This is a genomic window from Pandoraea fibrosis (assembly GCF_000807775.2).
Taxonomy (GTDB): Bacteria; Pseudomonadota; Gammaproteobacteria; order Burkholderiales; family Burkholderiaceae; genus Pandoraea; species Pandoraea fibrosis.
This window is the reverse complement of sequence record NZ_CP047385.1, coordinates 2,638,759-2,664,308: the sequence shown is the minus strand read 5'-3', so window position 1 is coordinate 2,664,308 and position 25,550 is coordinate 2,638,759. Positions and strand designations below refer to the sequence as shown.

Below are 25,550 nucleotides of genomic sequence, written 5' to 3'. Positions count from 1 at the left end.
CGTTTGCTCCCGCTCCTCATGCCCGCGCACCGAACAAGCCCTGCGGACGCAGCAGCACGACGATGATGAAAATGGCGAAGATGCCCATCTGCCCGAGCGAATCGCCCAGCCACAGCCCGCCCAGCGACTCGACTACCCCGATAAGCAACCCGCCTGCGAGTGCACCGGTGAAGCTCCCCATGCCGCCGAGCACCACGATGGTGAAAGCCACCAGCACGAAGCCACTGCCGACTTGCGGATTGACGTAATACGAAGGCATCAGAAAACACGCTGCCGCGCCCACGCACGCCATGCCGATACCGAACGACAGCGCGTAGACCCGCTCGACATCGATTCCCATGAGCTTCGCGCCATGCTTCTCCTTGGCAACGGCACGAATCGCGCGGCCAAGATCCGTGGCTCGCATGATCCAGAAGAGCAGTGCTGCCGCGCTCAGCGCACCGCCGAAGGCGATGAGCTTCGGCACCGAAAGCATGACCGGACCGACATCGACGGTCGCGAGCGTGTAAGGCGTGTCGATGGTGTGCGTATCGGACTTGAACCACACCAGCGCGAGGTTCTCCAGCACGATCGCCAACCCGAGCGTGACGAGCAGAATGTTCTCGTCCTTGCCGTGGCTCGCCCGCTCGATCACGCAGCGTTGCAACGCGTAGCCCAGGGCGAACATGCCCAGTGTGACGAACGGCAGCGCGACGTACGGATCGATACCGAGCTTTTCCTTGAGCAGCCACACGGCGTACAGCGCGATCATCAGCGCCGCCCCGTGCGAGAAGTTGATGATGTGCAGCACGCCGTACACGAGCGTGAGGCCCAGGGCGATGAGTGCATACACCGCCCCCGTGGTGAGCCCGTTGAGTACGGCCGAGAGAAGAATGACCGGGTCGAGCATCGCATCAGGCCTTGAGCGGGAAGACCGGCGCGATCTGACGATACGTGTCGGGCAAGATCACCTTGATGTCGCTATGCGAGACCTGCGTGAGCAGCGGCTGAGCGCCGGTATTCTGACCGTTGACGAACTTCGTCGGCCCATACGGCATGATGTGATCCTTGAACGAACTCGAGGCCAGCGCCGCCGTGATGGCGGCACGATCGACCGACCTGGCGCGCTCGATCGCATCGGCCAGCAACATCATGGCCGTGTAGGTCATGAAAACCTCGTAGCTGAAGAACGCGCCTTTGGCTTGCGTGCGCGCCTTGAGCGCCGCCACGCGCGGGTCCTTCGGATTGAACCAGTGGTTACAGTCGATGATGCCGTCGGCGATGTCCGGAAACTCCTTGAGGAACTTGTAGCTCGACGCCGCACCGCCGAGCACGGAATAGATCGCCTTGGGCTGCACCTTCTGTTGCTTCATCGCACGCAACAGCAGCGCGTACTCGTTGTAGTAATTCGCGGGAATCACGATGTCCGGATTCACCGAGCGCATGCGCAGCACGATGTTGTTGAAGTCGCGCGTCGGGTTGGCGTGCTTGATGACTTCCTTGATCTCAAAGCCACGCGCGGGCAATTCCTTTTGCAGCAACGCCGCCGTACCCGTGCCGAAGAGCGACTCTTCGTGCACGATCATCACTGTCTTGGCGGGCTTGCCGGCGGCATTGTTGAGCGCGGCGAGATCATCCACCGCGCGCAGCGAGCACATGCGATAGCCCGGGCCGAAGCGGAACGTGTTCGTCAGACCGCGCTCCACGATCTGGTCGGCCACCCCCACGTCGACGACATGTGGCAGGCCATACTTCGCAGCCGTTTGCGTCGTCGCCAGACAAATCGCCGACGCATAAGCGCCCACAATGGCCGATACGCCCGCCTCGTTCATCTTCTCGACTTCTGCCGACCCGGCTTCCGGGCGCGACTGTGCGTCGCCGAGCACCGCCTCGATAGGCGCGCCGCCGAGCGACTTGATGCCGCCAGCGGCATTGATATCGTCAATGGCGAGCAACGCGCCGAGACGGCACTGCTGGCCGGAGTAGGCCAGCGCCCCTGTGACGGGATGCAGCACACCGATCTTGACCGGCTTCCCGGCAGCATGCGCAAGCCAGGGCGCGCTGGAAGTGGCGGCAAGCGCAGCCATGGCAGTGGACTGGCGCAGGAACGTGCGACGCGAACTCATTGACGATTCTCCGGACATGATCAGTGGAATTGGGCAGACAGTTCTTCGCTGACCCAGACCTTCGCGTCGATGTCGCCGACACGAGAGAGTTGAAGCTGGTACTGGTAGCGATCGGGGCGATACAGACCTTGCAGCAGTTGCACGGGACGCTCGGACACATCGCGCACAAGACGCGTGACCGCCAGCAACGCGGAGCCGACAGCGATATCGAGATGGCGCGCCACGACAGCATCGGCCAGACGCGCTGAAATCGTCTGCGTCGCACCGCCAAGTTCGACACCGGCCTCTTCGAGCAGCATCAGCAGCGGTTTGCGTTCAAGCTCTTCGCGATTGATCTCGGCGATCCCTTGCGGCACATGCGTGGTGATGTACGACAAGGGACCTGCCTGCGTGCTGCGCACACGAATGCTCTTGAAGACCGGGGCACCGGGTTCGAGCGCCAATGCGTCGGCAACGGCATCGCTCGCGCCCACGACGCTCGATTCGAGCACCGACACGTTCGTGCGCAACCCCATGTTGACGATGTTCTCGAGCAGGCCGGTCAGGTGCGCCTTCTCGCGAGAGAAGCCAGGCGTCTTGCCGCCGGTGCGTTGCCCTGCGTGCAGCGGCCACGTTCCCAGTCCAGGGCGGCGCACGACAAGGCCGTCGGCCACCAGCATTTCCATCGCCTTGCGAATGGTGATGCGTGCCACGCTGAACTGATCGGCCAGCACATGCTCGCCGGGCACGCCATCACGATCGAAGCGCCCCTCCTGCAGTTGCTCGCGCAGCACGAGGTAGATCTGGTGGTACTTCGGAAGCGGTAGTGGGGTATCCATGCGGCGATTCTGTAAGTGTCATAATGTCCGGTCAATAGAACAAAGTGACAGACAAAATGTTCTATCGGGAAAACACCTAAGATATTCAAAATTACCGGGCAAATGACCTGCGCGCGCAGGCGGCACAAGGGTTTTCGGATTGCGGCGCAACAGGTTTCGATGCTGCGCCGCAACCGTTTTCAGAAGCGGTGACGCAGGCCGACGTAGTAGCTCATCTGATTGTCGTACCCGTTGAGCTTCACGCCATTGCCCCCCGTCCAGTTGGTCGTCGACGTGCCGAAGAGTCCGGACCACCCGCCATCGACTCGCTCGTAAGCGGTAGCGAAGTAGACATCGGTGCGCTTGGACAGGAAGTAGTCGATCACACCGTAGAGCGTTTGCCGTTTGCCGCTGAAATTCACCGCGCTGGTGTTGTCGTACATATACGCCGCGATGAATTGCCACGCCGGGTTGAGCAGGTAGCTCGCGCCGAGCGTGAAGAACTGGTCGCGTCGCGACGCAGAGAACACGGAGCCGATGGCCGCCACAGTCGTGGGGGTCGCCGCGGTGCTCATGTTCGTGATCGACGCGTAATCGGTACCGCCGTTGGACACATCGAATCCGGCATCGCGCTGGCTCTGAAGATAGTCGGCGTGGAATTTCCACTGCCCGTAGCTCACCTTGGCGCCAAGCGACCACGTCTTTGCAAGGCGGCTCTGCGAATCGTGCGTCTGTTGCACCTGACCGGTGAAGACGTTGCCGTTTTGCTCCCACGACACCCCGCCCGATGCCGACGAACGTGCCGAGCCCTGCCCTGCAATGCCGCCGAACGCATATTGAAGATTCACACCGAAGGGGCCGAACTTCTTTGTCCATGTCAGTGCGTTGTTGTAACGCTGCCCCGTCAGGAAGACGAGCCACGAGTTCGTGGGCGGTGCGCCGATGAAGATCGGATCGACCATCGAGATCGCAACCACGGCGCCCGTGTACTGACGGCCAAGCGCGAACTCCCCCCAGCCGCCTTGCAAGGCGACGAATGCCTGCCGGCCGAAGAGTTGCCCCTGTTGGTCGAACGTTCCGGCTTGCGAGTTGAAACCGTTCTCCAGTACGAAGCGCGCCTTCATGCCGCTGCCGAGATCTTCCACGCCTTGCAGGCCGAAACGGCTCGCGGAGAGGAACCCCTCCCCGGCCTGATTGACGGAGTAGATGCGACCACCATCGGGGCTCGCGTGATTCTGCGAGACAACGGCCGCCTCGATCACGCCATAGAGCGTGACGCTCGATTGAGCGAGTGCCGGCGTCGCCGCCGTGGCGAGCCAAAATGCAGCGCAGGCTGCCGAGACGGGGTAAGCGAGAGGTAACGTTTTGCGTGTGATTTGAGGCATTGACGTGCGTCCTTCTTTTGTTGAGGAAAGCAGTTCCCCAGTGCGCCGGGCACTTGTCGGCACCGCGAGCAAAACGCTTGGCGGGCGAAACAAACGCGAGGGCGCACGAAGCCGCGTCGTGAGCACGCGGCGCACGTCGTACGGCAAGGGCAAGTTGGGAGAGCACGCTGACGCGATCGATATCGCAATGCGTCGCGTGCCAGGGGGCAAAAGCGGCTTACTCGCGCAGAACGCGATACGTTGCGCGCTTGGTGGCGAACGTTTTCATCGGCGTTGGAAAAGAAGAAGTCATCATGGCGACGACTCTAGGAGCGCCAATTTGTAGCGTCAATGGAACAAATGCCGCGTGCGGTTGTTCTATCGGGAAATTCCTGAGTTCGATATCGGCTGGCACGATCATGTCGCACCGTCGCTGATATTCGGGACCAGGCGCAATGCGTCGGCACCGATGCCGATCTGCGCGAGCCGCTGTCGTCGGGCCGCCTTACGTCGCCTTACGTCGCCGGACGGCACGGTGACGCGTCTCGTTGAGACGTTGTCGTTCAACACGCCGCGCTCGACGCTTCCTCCAGAATCCACCTTGCGAATGCCTGAACCGGCCGCCCGCTTAATTCGATCGGCTCGGGAAGGACGAGGCAGAAGTTTTTGATAATCGTTGTCCCCGCCGGCCAAGGGGCGACCAAACGGCCTTGTTCAAGCTCGGCGTCAATGTAAAAACGCGGTACCAACGCCACGCCCAAACCCGCCAGCGCCGCTTCGATCAACATGGAATGGAGATCGTAACGCGCACCGACCGCCGGGTTGCTGAGTACGATACCCGATGCCTGTGCATACCGCTGCCAGGCGTCCGGATTCTGCCGCCTGTGCAGCAGTGGCAGCGCGTCGAGCGACGTTGTTGCGCCTGCCTCGCGCAACAACGTCGGGCTACAGACCGGCACCAGAATCTCTTCCAGCAGACGATGCAAGTGCATTCCCGTCCATGCCGGATGTTCGAAATGCAGCGCGGCGTCGAAGCCACTACCGGCAAGCAGGAAGGGCTCCATGCGCTCGGCAATATGCACGGTGATGTTCGGATGCGCTGCCTGAAATCGCTTCAATCGGGGAATCAGCCAACGGGTAGCGAAGGTCGGACTGGCCGCGATATCGATGCTCGCTCCCTCAGCGGGTTGTCCCATCAGATACAGGCTGTCTCGTTCCAGCCGATCCAGAATCTCCCGAACCTGCACGGCGTATCTCGTGCCGTTGGGCGCCAGACGCACGCGATTGCCCACGCGCTCGAACAACGCCACGCCCAAAAATGCTTCCAACCGCGCGATCTGACGACTGACCGCCCCCTCGGTACGCGCCAACTCCTCGGCAGCCCGGGCGAAGCTGCCGTGTCGCGCCGCCGCCTCGAATGCCAGAAGCGCGGAGTTGCTGGGAATCTTGCGTGTCATGGGAATCTCACCGATCAATATGCGCTCGAAGCCAGCTTGAGCAAACATCACTGAAGACTGACTTTTATTCGATTTCAGTGCTGGAATTGGCAGACTACCATTACGTTACCGCACTAATGTTGCGTTTCTTGCTGGATAAGACTCGCAGAGCCTCAAGGACAATTCGATGATCTACACCGTGGAATGCAGCTTCGCCGACCCCGACAGTGAAGCCGCATGGAACGCCTTCTACAGCCTTGAAAAGCTGCCTGCCCTGATCTCCGTAACGGGCTTCCGCGCGTCGCAACGCTTTCGCGCGATCGGCGGCGACTGCCCCGTCTACCTCGCCATCCATACGATTGACGGTCTCGACGTGCTGACGAGTGAGGAATATCGCCAGAAAGGCGGCGGAAACTTCGCACGGTGGCAACAGCACATCACCGACTGGCACCGCAATCTCTATGGCGATATCGGGCTCGCCCCCGCAGTCAAGGCCGACGAACTGCTCGTGCTTTGCGCTACCGGCCCGGATGCCTTGATCAAGGAAGGTCTCAAGCCGTTGGCCATGCAGGCTGTTGCGCTGGAGAAATTCCCGGCCCGTCGCTGGCTTGCCGTATTGCCTCGGGCCAACGCGCAGCGGATTGAGAATGCCGTCGACGGCATTCACCTCTATGAACCCATGACGGCACAACTGACGAGCGCCGCCCCGCTTTCGGGTACGCCGACAACCTAAGCCCTCACCGGGCATTCCCGTCCGAACCCCGTCGATCCGGAGAAGTGTTGTGTCCACGCCTGTCTTTCCAAGCCAACAAGTTGGCGACTTCACGATTACCGCCATCAGCGATGGCTACCTCAACGCCAGCCTCGACTTCCTGTCGAACATCGATGCGACCGAGGCTGCGAGAATGCAGCGGGATGCGGGACAGACGGCGCCCTCGGCGGTGCACATCAACTGCTACGTCGTGCGCACTGCGGAACGCACCGTCCTCATCGACGCTGGGGCCGGCGGCATCAGACAGTGGGGTGGCCGTTTGCGCGAGAACCTGTTGCTCGCCGGCATCGAACCCGCGTCCATCGACACGATCCTGCTCACCCACGCGCATCCCGATCACGTGGGTGGCCTCGTGACTGCCGCCGGGCAGATTGCCTTCCCAAACGCGGCGCTCGTCGCGCATCGGCGAGAGGTGAGGTTTTGGCAAGACGACGGCAATCTCAGCCGTGCCAGCGAACGGGCACGTGGCAACTTTCAGATCGCCCGTCAGGTATTCGATAGCTACCGCGACAGGCTGCGTACCTTCGACGACGGCGAGGTGCTTCCCGGTATCCGCGCGATGTCGCTGCCGGGACACACCGACGGCCACACCGGCTATCTCGTGGAATCGCGTGACCGGAGCCTGCTGGTTTGGGGGGACGTCGTTCACTTTCCGCACATCCAGATCGAGCGCCCGGACGTCTCGATTGCGTTCGATCAAGACCCGACGATGGCGGCCACCACACGATCAAGGCTGCTGGACATGGTCAGTTCAGAGGGAGTTCTGATCGCTGGCATGCATTTGGGGGAACTCGGCTTTGCACAAATCAGGCGGACTCGGGGCGACTACGGTCTGCACTATGTGAGCGAGGTATAGCCACGCAGGCGGCGTGACCTGCTGACGATCGCAGACTCGCTCGACGGGCCCATGCGCGAGACGATCATCGCGCTATGGGACGTCTTGAAAAGCAGGCGCGACCGGAAGTCACGCCGTCACACCGTCACGCCTGCGGCTTATTTCGACACGGCCTCCAGATGAACGCCCTTGGTTTCCACACCGAAGCGCCAGACACACGCGGCGGCAATGCCAAAGCAAATGGCGCCGAACAGGAACACCGCATCGCGACTTGACCAGGTCACGATAACGCCCACGAGCGTCGGCCCCAGCAGCGCACCGATCCGGCCACAGAACGAGGCGTAGCCGCAGCCGGTCGCACGGGCCCGTGAAGGGAACAGTTCCGGTGTATAGGCATACAGAATTGCCCACATACCGAAAGCAAAGAACTGCATGCTGGCCCCGGCAGCATAGATCGACCATTGCGCCGCCCCCGCCTGCAATACCCATCCGAATACATAGGTCGCACACGCGCCGCCTACGAGCGTGCCAACGCAGGTCATCTTTCGCCCCAGCCGCTCGACGGCCCACGCGGCGACAAGGAATCCCGGAATACCGCCAAGCGAGATGTACACCGTGAAGAGCACGGACTGGGTCACCACGATGCCCGATGCCTGCTGCAACGCACCGAGCCACGTATTCAGACCGTAGAACCCGAGCAGTGCGAAAAACCATAGCGCCCCGACGACCAGGGTCCGCTGGCGATAGCTCGACGACCAGATGACACGCATGCCACGCGCTTCAGGTGGCGCGTGGGGTTCGCAGGGCGTGATCGCGGGCAGCGTCTCCAATTGGAGGCGGCGCATCACCGAGCGCTCCACTTTCGAGACAACGGCGTCTGCCTCTTCGTATCGCCCCTGCGATTCCAGCCACCTGGCGGACTCCGGCACATAACGTCGAACGATGAACAGGAACAGGGCGGGCACCGCCTCAAGCGCGAACAAGACTCGCCAGTCATGGTGCGCGAGCACGACATACGAAAGCAGTCCGGCGCTGATAAACGCAATGGGCCAATTGCCGTCCATCAGGGCGAGGTATTTGCCGCGTCGCTCGGCCGGGATGAACTCGGACAGCAGCGTTTGCGCGAGGGGCAGTTCCATTCCCATGCCAATGCCCAGCAGCAAACGGAACACCCCCAGTTCCGCCGGCCCCGATGCGGTCGCACACAGCAGACTGCCCAGTCCCCAGACCACCATGCTGATCTGGAACACGGGCTTGCGTCCAAACCGGTCGGCGGCCATGCCGGAGCAGATTGCCCCGATAGCCATGCCGACAAAACTCGCGCTCCCGATCATTCCGGCCTGCACATTGGAAAGACCGAACTCCGATTTGATCGAGCCGAGCACGAACGTCATCGTCGCAAGATCGATATTGTCGAAAAAGAACGCCAGCGCAATCACGAGAAACAACCATCGGTGATACCCACAGACAGGCAAGCGCTCAAGGCGCTGCGCAGCCGTAGCACGGCCTACTTCAATCGAATGCATTTTCATACACCCTCCCAAGTTTCGACCCATCCCGTTGAACACGCCGGGACCGCGAATCGGTACCGGCTGCATCAATATCGGGCGCCAAAACTAGGAGGGCGCGCTGGAAAATGTCGTCCGCAATCGCAGTTACGCCAAGATGCAACGACGCGACATCCGCCAGCGCTTGTTCCTGCCTTTGTCCTTACCCCGCGAATGCTCGAGTGCATTCGCGGTCGCAACTCGACAGGCCTATTTGTGCCTAGTTGTGCCTGTTCGTGCCTATTTCACACGACTGAAGCGATGCGGATCGAAGGCCTCTTCCGGCAGACCGGAGACGCTCGCACCGCGCTCGAACGGATACCGGAGGTAAGGCACCTGCGGTTGCCCTGGTGGCGAATACTGCCCGTCCGCCAGGATTCGCTTCTTCGCGCTGAGGCTTTCGATCTCGCACCGAATGGCAACGATCTGATTCGCCGCGCCCGGTTCGATAGCGGTGTAGTCCTTCTCTGGCCGGAACTTGCCCAAGGCTTCGTTCTGATGGGCGATGACGTCCTGAGTGTCCAGACGCGTGATCGCCTTGCATCGCGCAATGACGCTGTAGTACTCGAGACTGGTGTTTTGTCCTTTAGGCGCCTTGAGCAAAGCAACCGGCCGATCGATCGCGATGCCGATGTGGGGGTCTTCATGGAGCAGCCGGGAGAACCTGCCGAACCGCGAGCAGTGAATCAGAAATGCGTCACCCGTGAAGGTGAAGCTTTGCGGCACGACGTAGGGAAACGGCGTGTCGTTCACCGCCACGCGGCAGATCAGCTCATCGCGCAAGAACGTTTCGACGGCGGGCCAATCGGTCCACGCCAGGTCGGTCCGGCGCATTTGCGTATCGAAATAATCAGGTGCCATGCCTGACATCCTCTTCTGAAAGGGTGAGTAGTTGGTCTCGCTGCGGACCGATCCCGATGCCGGCGATGCGGCATCCCATTGCCTCCTGAAGCGCGAGGACGAACTGTCGTAGCGGCGCCGGCAGTGCGGCGAAGTCGGGCACGTTGTCCGCGAGGGCATCGAACGCCGGAAAATCACGAATCGCCGGTTCGCCGCCATCGTCCCCGACGGGTCCGATCAGTACGGGAATCGTGCCGTCGCGCGTGCGCGCAAACCAAGCAAGGCAATCGCACTTGTTGAGGTAAATCTCGTCGATGCCGTGACGCTCGACCACGTCGGCAAGCGCTGCAATGTCAAGCCGCCCCAAGCGCCGGGGCCGCCCGCTGCCCGTTCCATACTCTCCGGTCAACATGCGAAGGGCGACGCCAACGTCGAACGCGTCTTCCGACCCGAGCATCTCTTCGGGCTCGAAGCGATCCCGCTCCTCGCGCCAACCGATCCCACGCAGCGCGGCGTCTGCGCAATAGCGGGACGACCGTTCACCGCCGAACTCCGCACGAAAGGGCCCGGCACCGACACGCGAGACGATCGCCTTGGCCACCCCGATGGTCTTGCGGTGATACCGGTGGGAGAGATCCCCGCCGACGTAGGCAAACGCCGGCACTGTATGACTTGAGGTCACGAACGGCTGTTGTCCTGCGGTGACATCGAGCATGACGGACTGCGCTCCCTCAAAGAGCACACGTGCGCCCCGCTTGACGTTCTGCGTCATCCATCGTGAATCGACGATGTCGACCGTGTCCCGGATCGCATGCCATGCGGCTCTCATGTCGGCGATGCGGGAAGCCGCAGCCACTTGAGCCGAAGGTATGTTGGCATGCAGCGACGCGTAGTGGGCCATCTGCGCGAACGCGCCCTCCTCGTCCGCCACAAGATCGCGAATCTGCACCACCGCTCGCGTGCCGTGTTCCCAACGGATCGACAGACCGGCGTAACACGGCCCGATGCCGTTTCCGGTCGTCCCGATCCCTGCACCGTGGGCGACGTCGAAATCGAGATGCGCCGGCTGGATGACCGGGCACAATTCGCTCAGATGCAAGCGCCCGGCTATCCGGGCGCCGATGCGTCGAAGCGACTCAATTTCGTCTGCGAGTTTGATCAGACTGACCACGCACCCCGACCCGATGTAGAGCAGCGCCTCCGGATGAAACACACCCGACGGCACTTGCGCGAGCCGGGCGCGGCCCTGTGGCGTATCGACCGTGTGTCCGGCATTGGCCCCTCCGTTGAACCGGGCGATGATGTTGTAGCCGGCAGCGAGTCGGTCGACGACCTTCGCTTTCCCTTCATCCCCGTATTGCAGGCCGACGAGGACGTCGGCGTATCCGTCGCGCGTGCTCATGAGGCGAGCGCGAAAGTCGCTTCCACCTCGACCGGTGCGTTGAACGGCAGGCTGGCGACGCCAATTGCAATTCGCGCATGCTCACCGGCCTCACCGAAAATCTGGGTCAGCAGTTCCGACGCTGCGTTGACGATCGACGGTGCGTCGGCAAACCCTTCGGAGGTGGCCACGAAGCCCCCGACACGCAGCACGCTCTCAATGCGCTCGAGCCGCCCGCCAGTCGCCACGTGCGCCCATCCGAGAATGTTCATGACACAGAGCCTTGCGGCGTGCCGTGCATCGTCGACGGATACGTCGGACGGCACCTTGCCGACCCAGACGGGCGCCCCCGCCTTGACTGGCAGTTGGCCGGACACGATCAACGTGTTGCCGTGGACTTTGAAAGGTTTGAACGGCGCCGCCCCGACCGTCAGATTCGGCAGTTCAAATCCAGCGGCACCGATACGTTCATAGAGGTTCATAGGATCTCCAGTAGGCAACCGCGGGTGCGGCTGTCCATTTATTCTGGAGGATCGAATGCGGGAAAAATGTAGCGCTCACGCAGACGTTTGTCGCGATTACGCCAATCGAAATCAGGCGTCTGCGGGGCGGAAAAATTCCGTCGGCGTGCAGCCCAGTGCCTTGCGGAACATGGCACTGAATGCGCTGGTGCTGTCGTAGCCGAGCGATGAGGCGATGTCGGTGACAGAGCGTTGCGCGCTCAGCATCTGAACGGCGGCGAGCAGTCTCGCTTGTTGTCGCCAGCGTGTGAATGTCATGCCGGTTTGTTCCGGAAACAGTCGGATGATGGTGCGATCGCTCGCGCCAACGACCTTGCTCCAGGCCGACACGGAGGTTTCCTCCGCCGGGTTCGCAAGAATCCACCGGCAAATGCGTGCGATGCGTTCGTCCTGCGGCATTGGAAGGTGTAACGGCTCGATGCTCAGCGGACGAATCTCGTGAAACAGCAACTCCACTACGACGGCATCCCGGCTTCCCAGCGCATATTCGACGGGCATGCGAGCCACGGCGGTGATGAGTTCGCGCAGCAGCGGCGACACCGAGATGACGCAGCAATCGTCGGTACTCAGCGGCGAACGATCTGCGGCGAAATAGAGGGTGCGCATCTCGATGGCGCCCACCGCCTGCATGCAGTGCCTCACGCCAGGCGGCACCCAAACGGCACGAAGAGGCGGCACCACCCAGGTACCTTTCGACGTGGTGACGACGATGGACCCCGTGATTGCGTAGACGAGTTGTCCGCGGACGTGTTCGTGAAAATCGATGAAGAATCGATCTGGCAAATCGCGCGCCATACCACCGACGGGACGCGCAATGTTCTGGTAGTCGTTGCGGTCCTCACTCTTTCCGAACATGGCGTAACCTCTGCATATCTTGACACTTGTTCGCGCGTCGTTTCACCGCGCCTCTTTTAGATTCGGAAGTTGCGTCGTCAGTAGGCGGCGCGACATTGATTTCAATTCCGATTAGTGAGGCTAGCATGCCGGTTTACCGTTCATTTGATCAAGAGGCACTGGACCGTCAGTACAACGTTCGCGCAGGCATTCCGGATCATCTGGAGATCTTTGCGCGTTGGGCTCGCACAGGCGAAGCGTTTCGTCGCGCCAACGTCTACAGGGCAGACGTCGCCTATGGCGAAGACGCGAAGCAGACGTACGACCTGTTCCCGGCCAAGGGGCCGGGCAGACCGACGTTGGTGTTCATTCACGGTGGCTACTGGCAATCGCTCGACAAATCCGATTTCAGCTCGCTCGCCGGCTTGTATCAGGCGCACGACATTAATTTTGTCGTTGTGAATTATCGACTGGCACCCGATGTCCGCATGGCGGATATCGTCGAAGACAATCGTCAGGCCGTCTTGCATCTGTATCGCAACGCCGCAGCCCTGGAGATCGACCGTGATGCGATTTATGTTTGCGGCAGTTCTGCGGGTGGGCATTTGACGGCCGCACTGGCCGGTACGGATTGGGTGCCTCACGATGCGCCCCCGAATCTGGTGAAAGGGGCATGTGCGATCAGCGGACTCTACGATCTTGAGCCGATTCGCTTGTGCTATCTGAATCGGGCGGTTCAGCTCGACAGGGACGACGTAGCCGACTTCAGCCCGATTCATCACCTTCCGCGTGCGCCTCTGCCGTACATCCTCAGCGTGGGAGGCGATGAATCGGATGAATTCCACCGCCTGCAGGCACAGTTTCAAACACTGCTGGACGACCACGGCCTGGACGTACAAGTGGTGCGACAACGCGATGGCCACCATTTCGACGCCGTCGATCGGGTCGGCGAGGCGGGCAGCGCCCTATCCACGGCGATTCTCGAGATGATCAGAAAGGGCTGATCGCGCGATTGCGGGATTACGTGTACGTCCCACCGAGGGACAAGTCCAGTCGGAGGGAACGTACCCGCCCCCCAACATGCACCCCAACGCGCCTCTCCGTCCAGGGGAGTAGGGGCAGCGACACGTTTTTGCTATACTCTTGCGCTCGCGTTGGGCCTGAACGGCCGACATGCGCAGATTTGCGGAATGGATGGCATCAGCCCTACGTTCGGAAGCAAATTTGAAGCAGGAAAGGCGCGAAGCAGCAGGTTGCGGGGTGGTTCGGGGTGATACGTTAGGGGTATCGCCATTGTCCGGGAAACCTCGCGGAATAAGGCGATGCCCTTGATTTCAAAGGACGTCGCGTCAATGGATAGAATGCAGTCTCTCCCTGTAGTTCAATGGATAGAACGAGTGCCTCCTAAGCGCTAGATACAGGTTCGATTCCTGTCGGGGGGACCAAGATTTTCACCCAGCACCCAAGCATGATCGAAATGCCCCGCTCGGCCTTTGCCTGACGGGGCTTTTTTACGTCCGTCAGCGGCTGGACGTCATGAGTCTCACACCATACTCATGGTTTCCACCTAATCCTCGCTTAATCCCCATGAAAGCGGCGCCCTAATCCATTCGTAATCCCCATGATTTTTGATAGGGGACTGGCGATTTATCCCCGTGCTAGCATGCGGCGCGGAATGTTCTTACGGAGCATTTCAGCATAGGAGTCCTACCGTAGTTCGCTTCTTACTCCTGCTTTTTTGGACTCCTGGCATACGGCGGCGTCACCGACTTGGCCGAAACCCGGAGTGAATCCGGGCAGGCAACGCCGCCAATTTCCAGAACAACATTCTAAAGAACTAGGAAAATGGCACACCATCTCGTAAAAATCACGGGCCTGCTGCTTGCGGCCGGCATCATGGCGGGTTGCTCGTCCATGAACATGGGGAGCAGCAGCGCCAAGACCGCGGCGACCGGTTCGGCCGGCGGCGCGAACTCCGACAACGCCAACCCTTCGCTTGAAAAGTGCGACCGCCCGCTGGGCACGATCGCCGTGATCGAAGACACGACTGCCCCCTGGTATGGCGTGCTCACCGGCCAGTACAAGCTCGGCTCGACCGTGCCAGTCCTCAAACTGCTCGTGCAACAGTCGAACTGCTTCGTCGTCGTGGATCGCGGTCGCGGTATGAACACGATCATGGGTGAGCGTGCCCTGCAAGACTCCGGCGAACTGCGCAACAAGTCGAACTTCGGCAAGGGCAAGATGGTCGCCGCAGACTACGCAATCAGCCCGTCGATCACGTTCACGAACAATAACGCCGGTGGTGCAGGTGCCAGCATCGCCGGCCTCCTGCCGGGTGGCATCGGTTCGGCCATCGGCGCACTCGCCGGCAGCATGAACTCGAAGGAAGCCAGCACGCTTCTCACCGTCATCGATAACCGCTCCAGTGTCCAGATCGCCGCCGCCGAAGGCAGCGCCACCAGCATGGACTTCGGCGCACTCGGCCGTATCATCGGTAGCTCGGCCGGCGGCTCGCTCGGCGGCTATTCGAACACCGCCGAAGGCAAGGTTATCGTTGCCGCCTTCACCGACTCGTACAACAACGTTGTTCGCGCGGTGAAGAACTACAAGCAACAAACCGTCGCCGGTGGCCTCGGCACAGGCGGTCAACTCGCCGTGCAAGACGACGACGCGCCGGCACCAGCCCGCAAGTCCACGAAAAAGAAGAAGTAATTTCGCGGATTGTCTCGCCCCAAACCCGCGTTTTTGCGCGGGTTTGGGGTTAGTTTTTTGCGATATCGGTGATTCAGTTGCCGGGGGCGGTGCCTCTCCCTCCGTCCTCCAGGCGGACCGGGGCCCCTTCCCGCCACTCAGACATAGACCCAACTCGCAGCAGGAAGGGGCCCCGGTCCGCCTCCATCCTCTCCTGAACACCTCCTCCCTCCTCTGCCGTCTCATCTCGTGGTTAGCGCCATGGTTCGTGCCCGCGCACCCGTGGATCTCCTCCGCTTCCGCCTCGCACTTCAAATATTTTGCCGTCCGGCAAATGGATCGTTCCCGCAGGCAAAAGTACCGTGCGACGCCTCCACCCACGCTCCTCTATCATTTTCAACACGCCCCATTGTCCTTTGTAGGCGCTGCGCTCCGCGTCCACTTTCATTCGCGGTGAATTCTGCCCCCTCTTCTCCTCTCGATGCCAGGATTCGCATGACGAAGCCTTCGCAGCGCGCCTCTCAGCTCTCGCCGTCCAATGCCGGAGTCAGTCCTGCCGCCAACGCCATCTCCCACGCCTGGGCACAGGTCGGTGCTGCGCTTAGCCCTCACCCGGATTGCCCTCTGCCCACCTGGACCGGTGGCGGCGACACGCTCCACCAACACCTCCTGATCATCGGAGCCGCCGACGATGCACGAAGAGTGAGCCAGCTCCGCCACCTTGAGGTCGCGGCCGCGCGCTTCGGAAAAGTCGGATTTATCGGCCCAGCGAATATGCGCCGACTCGTGGAATGGTCGATAGGAGAACGCCTTGTCGTGCTCTCACGCATGCCCCGCGACGTCTCCGACTGGGACCTGCGATGCCCTCTTGGCACGCTAGCAGACGTGCTAGGACCGCAAGCCGTCGCCGCACATGCAGGTCGCCCGTTTCTTCGTGTTGCCACCACTCATTCGCGCCACTGGCGCGATCGCCTGGCAGCCACCGCTCAACATGGCTTCTGTGTGGGCCTCGCCGGACTGGACGCCCTCGATTGCACCGCCGAGGCAGCAACCTCGTCCAGTGCATCAGGATTCAGCACGCTGGCACCGCTTCTTCGGGTGCCCGGCGTTTCATGGGTGCCGTTGGGACGCCCCGTCACCCCTCGGTCGGACGCGATCCCTCCCGAAATCGTCGACTGGATCGACTGGCGAACGGATTGTGACGATCTCGCCGACGAAGCTTCCCTCATCGACAATCTGGATCTGGTGATCTCGCTGGATGCCGTCCATGTCCATCTGGCCGAAGGACTGGGCGTGCCGGTCTGGCAATTGCAGGCTGCCGCGCCCGCGTCGTTTCGACACGACACCCGCCGCGACATGCGCTTCAGTCCCGAACGCCTTGCCGACGTGTCGGCCGTGCGCCACGTCTCAGGCGGCGGCCGGCGTGCCGATGTCGATGCGACGACCAAAGCGCTATTCGCAATGGCCATCGAATTTCAAGGCTGGACGCGCTGACGCCTCATCGACGCCACCGAACAACGCGCCCCTGAAACGATGTCGCTACGCGTGACCTCAGGCGGCCCAGCGATCGCCAACTTGTGCCGTCTTGACCCATTCCATGAAGGCAGCCGCTTCCGGGGTGTCTGCCGGCGCCGACCAGCTCGCGTAGTCGGACTCGACGAACGGCCGGTACGGGCCATGCTTCACTTCGAAAATCACAGCCCCCGGGTCCAGCGAAAGCACGGTGTGATAGGTACCCGCTGCCGTCTCCGTCACGCTCGTGTCCTCACCGAGCACCTTGCGATCGGTGACGATGCCCGCTTCATCGAACGTCAAAACGACAAAACAGCCACGCAACGCCGTCAGCAATTCCCACGTCTGACGATGCAGGTGCGGACGAATATAGGTTGCCGGCTCCATCGCAATCGCCAGGCGCTGAATCGGATCGTCCAGCGACTCGTGCAAGTTCTGGTTCATGCGGGCACGGGGGGACTGCTCGGCTTGTTGCGTCAACGTGTCGAGAGCAGCGAAGGTCAGCGTTTTCATATGGGAATCTTGGGGAGTCAGGGGACGAAGCGATCGCGACGGCCACGAGTGTAGCAAACTGATACGCCGCTTCCGGTCATAAAAAAACCCGCCTCGCGGCGGGTTTTTGACTTCACACTTCACTGCACCAATGGCGCAGCAACGTGCTTAGTACATCTTCTTCTTCAGGGTCTGGCTGCGCAGACGCTTACGCAGACGGGCCACGGCAGCAGCCTTCTTGCGCTTGCGCTCAGCCGTCGGCTTTTCGTAAGCCGCACGTGCCTTGACTTCCTTGATCAGGCCCGTGCCATCGATAGCGCGACGGAAACGACGCAGTGCGACTTCAACGGGTTCCCCGTCTTTGATAACGATCTTGGTCATGCAATATCTCGAATAGTGATTCGGCTCATACGAGCCGGACATTTAACTTACCGAGCAAAGACACCCTTCCCCGCCCTGCCGGAGACTTCTCCTGCCAGGCGCGACGAACGGACTTGCTACGGACTGCACTACACCACATCCGGCGGGACCGCGACTCACCTCCTCTGCGATCTCCCGATTGGCATTCGACGCCTCGCTCGCTACCGCGAACCCTGCATCGCGCCTTCCAGACTGGCTGAACGGTTGATTGATGGCGAAGCGGCTACTCATCGTTCGTCAGTGAGCGCCACTCCCCGCACTGCCCATATTTTGGACAAGGTCGTGATTATACACAGAAAGTGTGCGAAATGCACACGATTTGCCCCGTCCCAATGCACAACGGGCCCCGCCGCTGCCGACGGGGCCCGTTGCCACCGTGGGAAGGGCTTCGGCCGATCCCCCGGTCAAGCCGAAAAACCAACTTAAAACTTGTGGCGCAGGCCAGCAATAACCGCGATCTGCGACTGGCCGCCGTCGCCGGTCGGGCCGCCAACGTTATCGATCGCCGCCACCACGGCATCCCCCGTCGCGCGCTGATAAACGCCGGTCAGGTACGACTCCGTGCGCTTGCTGAACGCGTACACCCCACCCAGATTGACCTGGAACCAACGCGGCTTCGTGCCCTTGCTGATCCCCGACAGCGCCGTCGCCCCACCCACGCTGCCATCGCTGTAGATGAAGGCCACGCCGCCCAGCAGGTTCGGCGTCACCTGGTACTTGCCGTTCAGTTCGAACGTGTTCACGCGAATCGACGACTGGTTCGTGTAGCGCACCTTGGCGTAGCTGTAAACGAAGCCAAGCGTAGCCGCCTGAATCTGGTACGACACGCCAGCGGCGGCGATGTCATGCTTGTCGACAGCGCTGGTATAGAAGATGTCGGTCGCGCTCGAGTAATCGTTCGTCACGGCGCCGTTGCCGTTGGCCGTACCCGGGCTTGCCAGGTGCATGTAACCAAGGGCAGCCGTGAGCGGGCCGTTGGCATACGACGCGCCGAGGCTGAACGCATTGTTGTGCGAGAAGCCCGTGCCGTTGCCCGTGTTCGGCTCGTTGCTGAAGCCGTACAACGCACCGAACGAGAAACCGCTGTAGTTCGCGCTCGTGTACTTGATCGAGTTGTTGACGCGGAACGAGTTGTACAGGTTGTCGATGTCGCCCACGTGCGCGCCGTATTGCGTCGCCCATTGCTTGGCCGACGTGATCGGGCTCACGAAGTCCACCACAGAGTCGTACTGGCGACCGATCGTCACGGTGCCGGCCTGCGCGCTCTGCAGACCCACATATGCTTGACGGCCGAACATGCGGCTGTTCTGCAGAAGGCCACCGTTGGTCAGGCTGAAGCCGTTTTCCAGCACGAACACGGCCTTCAGACCGCCGCCCAGATCTTCCGAACCCTTCAGACCCCAGCGGTTGCCCTGGCCAATACCGCTCACGGCCTGGATATTGTGTGCGCCCTTGCCGTTCAGACCGCTGGCGACATTGTTGACGTAACCGATACCTGCGTCGATCACGCCGTAGAGCGTGACGTTGCTCTGGGCCATCGCCGGCGTGGCGACGGCAAAGCTGGCAGCAGCCAGCGCCGTGAGTTGGAAGCGCTTCATAGTTTCCTCTTTGATTGTGGTCTTATACTTTTGGGGTCCGCCACGGCGGACATCTCCTGACAATATCGATTGCGCTTGTCCCCCAGGACAGTTTTTGCTGCAACCGCATATGCAATGGAGTGCTTACCAAATGACTAGCGGTGCTTTCCTGCGAAGGAAAAAGCACCGCTAGTGATCGGGAAGCGGAGGCATTTTGACATGTCTGTGACGCATCCCGCACGCGCGTGGTGCGTTTGCAACACATGAAATTTGCGGCATATGACGCGGCTATGGGAAACGATTCGGTGACCGTGATAACCGCCATCATGCGAGCAATATGCGAAACGCCGCCCGCCCCCCGTTCACCCATCCGATCGCCTTCGATTCATCGACCCCATGAAAAACGGCGCGTCGCCAGACTGGCGCGCGCCGTTCGATGTAAGTCTTGAGACCTTGCGGCAATCATTCCCGATATGCGCCGCTCGCCTGCGTGGAGCCGTATCGCTATTAGGTCGTGCTGCGACGCGCCGTTGTCTTGAGCGGCTTGGGTGCCGGCGTTCCGACAGGTGCCGAGGGCGCGGCCCGCTTACGCGTCTTCGCGACACTGCCGGAGGCCACCGGCCTGGCCCTGCTGGCTGACGTCTCCGACGCCACACCGTTGGCAGCGCCAACAGCCGCAGGCGCCCCATTGCCGACTCTCGGTCCCTGGGCAAGCTTTGTGGCAGCGGCCGTCTTGGCTGTCTTGCCCGGCTTCGCCGCCTTCTTGGGTTTGTCCGCCTTGGTCGCCTTCGCCACTTTTTCCGGCTTCGCGGCCTTCACTGCCTTCCCGGGCTTGGCCGCTTTGGCGGGCTTGGCGGCAGTCGGCTTGGCCGGCGTCTTCGGCGCGGCCTTTGCGGCAGCGGCCAATTCCAGATCGATGGTGTGCTTGAGTCCAGCGATCACCGGTGCGGCCAGATCGTCCGCAAAGTGATCGAACCAGCGCTTGGCCTGCAGGAGCTTTTTGCCGCCGAGGCGTCGCTTGTGATCTTCGTCGCTGGCGAGCACCTTGGCGGAGAGCCGCGCACGTCCCTTCGAAAGGCGCTCGAGAACGGTGATGATGGTGAACCCGCGATGCGACGTCTTCTGCTCTACAGACATACTGGCCTCCTGATATCCCCGTCTCTCGACGGGCCCGGATTGGATCGAAGCCACGAATCTGAATCCCGTGGATGCGAATGATCGTACCACGCCGCAAAGCTTATGCCAGCAAGCCCAACGCCCCGCGAGCGCCTGGTGTGTAGCGGATGCGACCTCGGGAAGCTCAGGCGCCAGTGCAAAATACTGCCCCCAGTCGGCCGACGACACACCTTCGAAGCCTCTCAGCGAGGTGAGCGTGCGTTGGCCGAAATCTCTCACCGTTGCAAGACGGGTGCCCTGCGGCTCGATGGCCGCGAAGCGGAGGAAATCGCGGAGGTTTCAAGGCCGCGCGCAAGGCGAACCGGCACCGGAAAACGCCACGCGTAATCGCCGAACCGAGCGTCGTCGTCGTGATCGACTCACAGTGGCGCGCCTGTCTGCACATTTGACCGATCATTGCCGCGTCATTTGACACGCCTCACACCCGCCATCCTTGTTACACCAACGATCGGTCAGCGTCTGTTGATCGGAGGACAAGGTCATGTCGTGCGTGCTGCCTACGCTACTGGTCAACTTTGCCGTGCCTGACGACAGCGATCCGGACAAGGACGCCGAATACGAGTAATCCGCGCTGTGTTCATTTAACGTGCCTGAGACCATCGTGCCGTTCAGCGCCAATGACACCGTCACATCGCGCGGTGCCCCGCCGCTACCCCACCAGCCTGCGGCCCCTGGACACGCCGGCGCATGCCAACGGCCAGCAATGGCCAATGTGGCTGACGTCGGCGCACCTCCCTGACTGGGCACCGACGCATCGGTACGCCGGCATAGCCGACAGCTCACGCCTGAGACATTTGCGCGCGAGAGCGGCTTTTGTCCGAAGATTCGATCTTCCGCCTGATTTCCCTGACTCAGAATGGTGAAGTAGGGCGTCCCATCAACGTAATAGTCGACCTTCGAGCATTGCGGCGCCGTGGAACGTATCTGCAATTCGGCGCCGTATGAGCCCTTCGTCGCCGATGTCGGCACGACATTGATCGCTGCCTCGCACGAACCGACGTATTGCTGGCAATCGCAATTGTTACCTTGAGCAAATGCCACTGTCGACACAGCAAGCAAACTTAGGAATATCGCTCTGCGCATCGGTTCCCCTCACTGGATTTCGCCCAATATTATGGCAAGTGAGCGCGTTCCGATATCCATGATTTGACGGATGACAGTCAGGCGCCTCGCCCCTGCAATGTCAGCGCCAGGACCTGTGCACTAAGCGCCCATTGCCTCGCGGCCATGATGTCCAACGCAGTTAGATCAGCCTAGCCTCCCAAAGATCAGCACGCACCGAACGCGTCGTCCAACAAGAAGTTCAGCGTGACTGCCGCGAACGCCTGCGGCGCTTCGATCATCACCCAGTGCCCTGCGTGAGGTACGACAAATCCCCAGGAGTTCTCAAGCAATTCCAGATAACCATACGTTCGCGCAAGCACGGCCACTTTGTCCTCCTTGCCACCGACAACGAGCGTTGGCGTCTTGACGGAGGCGATCTGCTCGCGCTCATACGTAAGCTTTGATCGGGTGATGTGCTGAATCGCGATCCGAGCGTCTTCGTTCTGCATGATCTGGTGACGATACTGCACCACCTCCGGATCGACGACGTGGCGAGATCCGACCATCGCGCGCATGATGCGCTGCATGGACTCAAGCGTGTAGTCGTAGCCTTGCAGGTTCTTGATGTACGACGGATCCGGGTTGGCGATATTCAGTCCGGCGCTTCCCATCAACACCAGTCTTTCGACCCGCTCCGGATGGTCGATGGCCAGACCAAGCGCAGTCGCCCCGCCCATTGAATTTCCAATGACGTTGACACGGCCGAGACCCAGCGCGTCGATGAATCCAAGCAGGTGACGATTGCGGTTCTGCTGCGTGTATTCATACGCGTCGGGCGATGGCTTGGCGGAACGACCGAAGCCGGGCATATCGTATGCCAGCACCCGAAAGTGCTTGGCATAAGCCGCCAGGCAGCCTCGCCAGTTGCCCCAGCTATCCGCGCCGGCGCCGCCACCATGAATCAAAATGAGTGGGTCGCCGTGCCCAACGTCAAGATAGTGGGTCTTGATTCCATCAACGTCGACGACATGACTTGCAGCCTGAACGTCCGCAGGCAGATTGGGGTAGCTCATTATCAGATCTTCTTCCTAGATTTCAGTGGGACACAATGTTGTCTATCGATGCACATCAAGCATCATCCAGATGCATGAGTACGCCCCCCATTCCGGTCCACCAGGCAGTCATTTCCTCGTAATAGACCAGTTCACCCACGCTCTCTCCCGTGGTACCGGCCATGAAGGCCCACGTGGCCATCTCGAGCCCCCCGTTCCCTCCGTCCTTCATGATCGCGTCGAAGGACAACCCCGCTAGCTCGGCGCCACGACCGGTAACGATCTGCTGAATCAACGCCAGGTCCCACTTCGCATTCACGCGTCCCGAATCGGGCAAACAAATCCAGTGGGACAGCCCTCCCGTCGCGACAATCGCAACGCGCTCCTGCTCCGGCCGAGCGGTCTCCACAAATTCGCGCACCGCCTTTCCCAACGCGTAACTGCGCGCACAGGTCGGAGACGGGGCCATCACCGTATTGATGTAGATGGGCACCACAGGGATATGCATCCCGCGATTGATGATCGCGTTCGGCATGGCGAGCCCGTGATCCGGCTTGACGTTCTCCACGGCAACAAGGTCGAAGTCCTTTGTTGCCGCAAACGCGACAAGCTCGGTGGCGAACTCGCGGTGTCCGGGGAACGGCTCCCGGGGCACACCAAGATCGCCATAAGGGCACCACGCATCCGAGATCCCCACGGCCAGCGGAATCTGAAAATCCAGAGAGAAATTGACGAGATGGTCGCTGGTCGCCATCAAAATCACATCCGGCCTTGACGCCCGAATGGCATGACCGATTCGGTCAATGCCGTCGAATATGCGCTGCGCCTGAGCCTCTACCCCATCTGCCACACCAAATGTATGAGAGGTTGCCGCCGCGCTAACAATCTTTCCCATCACCAAAACCTCGTCTTTCAAGAAATGGAGCCATCGACGCCGGGGCAAGCGTCAACAGACCGCGCGCGCCGAGGTACTTGAACTGCAAGTTCGGGTGGACCTCAAGATCACGGAGGGCTTTGCGTGGATCGGCGCTCAACTGCACGCGTTGATCTGACGGAATGCCGAACGCCTCGTGCACCTTGTCGGGATCTTCACGCAATGCGGCGACCAGTTCGGGACGATGCACGAGTTCGCTAATGAGCCGGTGCAGTTCCACAGGAGGACGGCGTAGAGCACTCATCGTGATGCCTCACGTTCCGACGCGCATCGGCGACGTCATCTTGCGCAGGAGTGCCAGGACACTTTGCGCGGTAATCCGCCCCGTCCGGGGATTGTCGGTCGGTATGTTTTCGATCGACATGGACAGCAGCGCCGCATCCGACTCAACCGTGATGGTGTGCATGTTTCGGGTAATGTCCGGGTCGGCCCAGATTTCCAACTTCGTCTGGTCCGGCCCGATACCCGCCAGCGAAAGCGCGACCACGACATTCAGGTTCGCCGGGAAGCCCTTGGCCGCCTCTCTCGCCGTGCCGGAAAAGATGCGCGTCTTCTCGGCGATGCCGTCCAGCACGATCCCCTGTTGGGCAAGATAAGGCGCCCCCAACAGCCCTTTGACCGGCTTGCGCGTCACCATATTCACCGACATGATTCGGCCTTCGGCCGCGGCGGTCACCGCATCCAGGCCCAGCAAAGCGCCGGTGGGAATCACGATTTGCCCACCGTGCTCACGCGCGATGTCGATGAGATCATCGTTGTCGAGAAGTGCGCCACAACTGAGGACGACAACCTGCTTTCCCAATCTGAGCGCAGGCGCTGCGATCTCCGGCAAAAGATGCGCGGGCGCGCATTCGATCACGACATCGCAGATTTCGGCCATCTCACCAAAGCCGGTGACGGCGGGACGGCTCCGTAAGGAAGCCGCCCATTCGGCAGCGACTTTGACATCCCGTGCCGCAACGGCGACCAACTCGATTCCCGGAATGCCTTCGTCAAGCGCCTTCGCTATCGACTTTCCTACGGTTCCCAGCACAGCCACGCCCACTCGTCTTGTCTGACCGCTTGTCCTTGCTTGCATCGCTATTTGTCCAAATCTTCTTATTCAAGGGAGATACGACGGGTCGTGCCGATGGCATGTCTTGCGCGACCCGACCTGAGCACGTCGCTTTACGACCAGGTCGCAAAGGCCATCGCGCAACCGGTTCCCGCAGGACTCCGATAGCACGGGATGTAATCAATCAAATCCATTGTCATGCCGTCGACGGCACCGGCCAGCGCCGACCAGCAACGGAACTCGGAATTCCCCGATTGCAGCTTTTGCAACGGCAGTTCCGCGTGAATCTCGGGACCGCCGGCGGCGAGCCGTTCCAGAAAATGTCGATCGAACGCTTCGTCGACAACGAAGTGACTGAGCCCGCCCGTCGACATGACAACGACCCGAAGGTCTTCGCTCCATGATTCGATTTCGCGGCGGATCGACTGTCCGATCCGATAGGCGCGCAACGGCGACACGTTGTTTGGCGGGTAATAGGTATTGATGCTGACCGGAATCGATGGGTAGATCTTCTCGGTCATCAGCTTGTAATAGACGTAGCCGAACGAATGGCTCATTGCCTGCTGATCTTTGAAGTACTTTGACTGCGCGACATCGAACCCGTCATCCATCATGCCGCGGATCAAACGCTCGGCGTATTGAGACGCCACGGGATAGTCCCTGTGATCCTGCGGATACCAAAGCGCCTGGTCGAGATCGGGGTCGTATTTCCACTTCATGATCCCCGTCGGGCGATAGGGAATGGTCTCGCCCCAATACACGGAAAGTGCCGGCATGTTGTCATCGTGGAACACTTCCTTGTGGTCGTCGCCGATGATGACAACCATGTCAGGGTTCACCTGGTTAAGCACCTCGGCGAGACGCGCCACCGCCGCTTGATTCTGCTGGTGCCGCTGTTCGAGCTTGGCAGGCGTGATCTCGTCCAGGATCGCCGGGTCGGCCTTTTCAAGCAGCTCGCCATAGCTCACCCGGGCGCCGGAATGATCGTGAAGCACGAAGAAGTTCTGATCGTCGGTCGCCGCACGCGCCAGCCATGCGGAAGGCTTCATCAGCAGGGTCGGACTATGGGAGGAACCAATGCCCATCACAATTTTTGCCATAGCGTTTTCTCTAGTATCAAGACCATTGAGTACTGTATACAGTGGGATCCGTAAGTGGCCGGTAAA

Annotated in this window: 25 protein-coding genes and 1 tRNA gene; 6 read left to right on the top strand and 20 right to left on the bottom strand. The window is 61.0% G+C overall.

Annotated elements, in window-relative coordinates; genetic code table 11:
• Positions 1-16 precede the first annotated feature (16 nt).
• The 5 genes from PI93_RS11900 to PI93_RS11880 all read right to left on the bottom strand — a co-directional run bounded on the left by PI93_RS11900 (position 17) and on the right by PI93_RS11880 (position 5,723).
• A complete protein-coding gene (locus tag PI93_RS11900; protein ID WP_039368791.1) occupies positions 17-889 on the bottom strand; it encodes a branched-chain amino acid ABC transporter permease in 873 nt (290 codons plus the stop codon).
• Between the two features lie 4 nt (positions 890-893).
• Positions 894-2,105: an ABC transporter substrate-binding protein gene (locus PI93_RS11895; protein ID WP_039368794.1), complete on the bottom strand. Its 1,212-nt coding sequence runs from the start codon at positions 2,103-2,105 to the stop codon at positions 894-896.
• Positions 2,106-2,125: 20 nt separating this feature from the next.
• On the bottom strand, positions 2,126-2,923 hold the full coding sequence (locus PI93_RS11890) for a GntR family transcriptional regulator (RefSeq protein WP_039368796.1): 798 nt from the start codon (positions 2,921-2,923) through the stop codon (positions 2,126-2,128).
• A gap of 179 nt (positions 2,924-3,102) precedes the next feature.
• Complete coding sequence (locus PI93_RS11885) at positions 3,103-4,287, bottom strand: porin (RefSeq protein ID WP_052240561.1); 1,185 nt, start codon at positions 4,285-4,287, stop codon at positions 3,103-3,105.
• 542 nt (positions 4,288-4,829) lie between these two features.
• Positions 4,830-5,723: a LysR substrate-binding domain-containing protein gene (locus PI93_RS11880; RefSeq protein WP_039369014.1), complete on the bottom strand. Its 894-nt coding sequence runs from the start codon at positions 5,721-5,723 to the stop codon at positions 4,830-4,832.
• 166 nt (positions 5,724-5,889) lie between these two features.
• On the opposite strand from PI93_RS11880, the gene PI93_RS11875 reads away from it, so the two are divergent.
• Both PI93_RS11875 and PI93_RS11870 read left to right on the top strand, forming a co-directional pair.
• Positions 5,890-6,435, top strand: a complete 546-nt coding sequence (locus PI93_RS11875) for a hypothetical protein (RefSeq protein ID WP_039368800.1) — start codon at positions 5,890-5,892, stop codon at positions 6,433-6,435.
• 49 nt (positions 6,436-6,484) lie between these two features.
• Positions 6,485-7,330, top strand: coding sequence for an MBL fold metallo-hydrolase (locus tag PI93_RS11870; protein WP_039368803.1), 846 nt, complete (start codon positions 6,485-6,487; stop codon positions 7,328-7,330).
• A 137-nt stretch (positions 7,331-7,467) separates the two neighbouring features.
• Here the strand turns inward: PI93_RS11870 and PI93_RS11865 are convergent, their stop codons facing one another.
• The 5 genes from PI93_RS11865 to PI93_RS11845 all read right to left on the bottom strand — a co-directional run bounded on the left by PI93_RS11865 (position 7,468) and on the right by PI93_RS11845 (position 12,453).
• Positions 7,468-8,841, bottom strand: a complete 1,374-nt coding sequence (locus tag PI93_RS11865) for an MFS transporter (RefSeq protein WP_039368806.1) — start codon at positions 8,839-8,841, stop codon at positions 7,468-7,470.
• Between the two features lie 255 nt (positions 8,842-9,096).
• Entirely contained in the window at positions 9,097-9,717 is a 621-nt protein-coding gene (locus PI93_RS11860) for a pyridoxamine 5'-phosphate oxidase family protein (RefSeq protein ID WP_201278437.1), read from the bottom strand.
• A complete protein-coding gene (locus PI93_RS11855) occupies positions 9,707-11,098 on the bottom strand; it encodes an adenylosuccinate synthetase (protein WP_039368809.1) in 1,392 nt (463 codons plus the stop codon). Before PI93_RS11855 ends, PI93_RS11860 begins: the two co-directional genes overlap by 11 nt.
• Positions 11,095-11,559, bottom strand: coding sequence for a RidA family protein (locus PI93_RS11850; RefSeq protein ID WP_052240562.1), 465 nt, complete (start codon positions 11,557-11,559; stop codon positions 11,095-11,097). The genes PI93_RS11855 and PI93_RS11850 overlap by 4 nt, the downstream gene beginning before the upstream one ends.
• A 111-nt stretch (positions 11,560-11,670) precedes the next feature.
• On the bottom strand, positions 11,671-12,453 hold the full coding sequence (locus PI93_RS11845) for an AraC family transcriptional regulator (protein ID WP_039368813.1): 783 nt from the start codon (positions 12,451-12,453) through the stop codon (positions 11,671-11,673).
• Between the two features lie 125 nt (positions 12,454-12,578).
• Between PI93_RS11845 and PI93_RS11840 the strand changes: the two genes are divergently transcribed.
• The 4 genes from PI93_RS11840 to PI93_RS11825 all read left to right on the top strand — a co-directional run bounded on the left by PI93_RS11840 (position 12,579) and on the right by PI93_RS11825 (position 16,617).
• Positions 12,579-13,436: an alpha/beta hydrolase gene (locus tag PI93_RS11840; protein ID WP_039368816.1), complete on the top strand. Its 858-nt coding sequence runs from the start codon at positions 12,579-12,581 to the stop codon at positions 13,434-13,436.
• A gap of 366 nt (positions 13,437-13,802) precedes the next feature.
• Positions 13,803-13,877: transfer RNA gene (locus PI93_RS11835), tRNA-Arg, on the top strand.
• 400 nt (positions 13,878-14,277) lie between these two features.
• Complete coding sequence (locus PI93_RS11830; protein WP_052240563.1) at positions 14,278-15,144, top strand: CsgG/HfaB family protein; 867 nt, start codon at positions 14,278-14,280, stop codon at positions 15,142-15,144.
• A gap of 474 nt (positions 15,145-15,618) precedes the next feature.
• Entirely contained in the window at positions 15,619-16,617 is a 999-nt protein-coding gene (locus PI93_RS11825; RefSeq protein ID WP_144400438.1) for a hypothetical protein, read from the top strand.
• Positions 16,618-16,674: 57 nt separating this feature from the next.
• On the opposite strand, the gene PI93_RS11820 is transcribed toward PI93_RS11825, so the two are convergent.
• The 10 genes from PI93_RS11820 to PI93_RS11775 form a co-directional block, all read right to left on the bottom strand.
• Positions 16,675-17,148 carry a WbuC family cupin fold metalloprotein gene (locus tag PI93_RS11820; protein ID WP_039368823.1) on the bottom strand — a complete coding sequence of 158 codons (474 nt, stop codon included), beginning with the start codon at positions 17,146-17,148 and terminating at the stop codon, positions 16,675-16,677.
• A 147-nt stretch (positions 17,149-17,295) separates the two neighbouring features.
• The gene (gene rpsU / locus PI93_RS11815; protein ID WP_010806331.1) at positions 17,296-17,508 is read right to left on the bottom strand and encodes a 30S ribosomal protein S21; all 213 of its coding nucleotides are present in this window, start codon (positions 17,506-17,508) and stop codon (positions 17,296-17,298) included.
• Positions 17,509-17,969: 461 nt separating this feature from the next.
• Positions 17,970-19,145 (bottom strand): porin, encoded by a 1,176-nt coding sequence (locus PI93_RS11810; RefSeq protein WP_039368835.1) that lies wholly within the window; start codon positions 19,143-19,145, stop codon positions 17,970-17,972.
• Positions 19,146-19,631: 486 nt separating this feature from the next.
• Entirely contained in the window at positions 19,632-20,261 is a 630-nt protein-coding gene (locus PI93_RS11805) for a hypothetical protein (RefSeq protein WP_052240564.1), read from the bottom strand.
• Between the two features lie 432 nt (positions 20,262-20,693).
• Positions 20,694-21,341, bottom strand: coding sequence for a hypothetical protein (locus PI93_RS11800; RefSeq protein WP_144400437.1), 648 nt, complete (start codon positions 21,339-21,341; stop codon positions 20,694-20,696).
• A 227-nt stretch (positions 21,342-21,568) separates the two neighbouring features.
• Positions 21,569-22,417, bottom strand: coding sequence for an alpha/beta fold hydrolase (locus PI93_RS11795; RefSeq protein ID WP_052240565.1), 849 nt, complete (start codon positions 22,415-22,417; stop codon positions 21,569-21,571).
• Between the two features lie 55 nt (positions 22,418-22,472).
• A complete protein-coding gene (locus tag PI93_RS11790; RefSeq protein ID WP_039368838.1) occupies positions 22,473-23,291 on the bottom strand; it encodes a DODA-type extradiol aromatic ring-opening family dioxygenase in 819 nt (272 codons plus the stop codon).
• Positions 23,275-23,574 (bottom strand): hypothetical protein, encoded by a 300-nt coding sequence (locus tag PI93_RS11785; protein ID WP_144400436.1) that lies wholly within the window; start codon positions 23,572-23,574, stop codon positions 23,275-23,277. Before PI93_RS11785 ends, PI93_RS11790 begins: the two co-directional genes overlap by 17 nt.
• Positions 23,575-23,583: 9 nt before the next feature.
• Entirely contained in the window at positions 23,584-24,408 is an 825-nt protein-coding gene (locus PI93_RS11780; protein WP_039368844.1) for an aspartate dehydrogenase, read from the bottom strand.
• 89 nt (positions 24,409-24,497) lie between these two features.
• Positions 24,498-25,484: a DODA-type extradiol aromatic ring-opening family dioxygenase gene (locus PI93_RS11775; RefSeq protein ID WP_039368845.1), complete on the bottom strand. Its 987-nt coding sequence runs from the start codon at positions 25,482-25,484 to the stop codon at positions 24,498-24,500.
• Positions 25,485-25,550 lie beyond the last annotated feature (66 nt).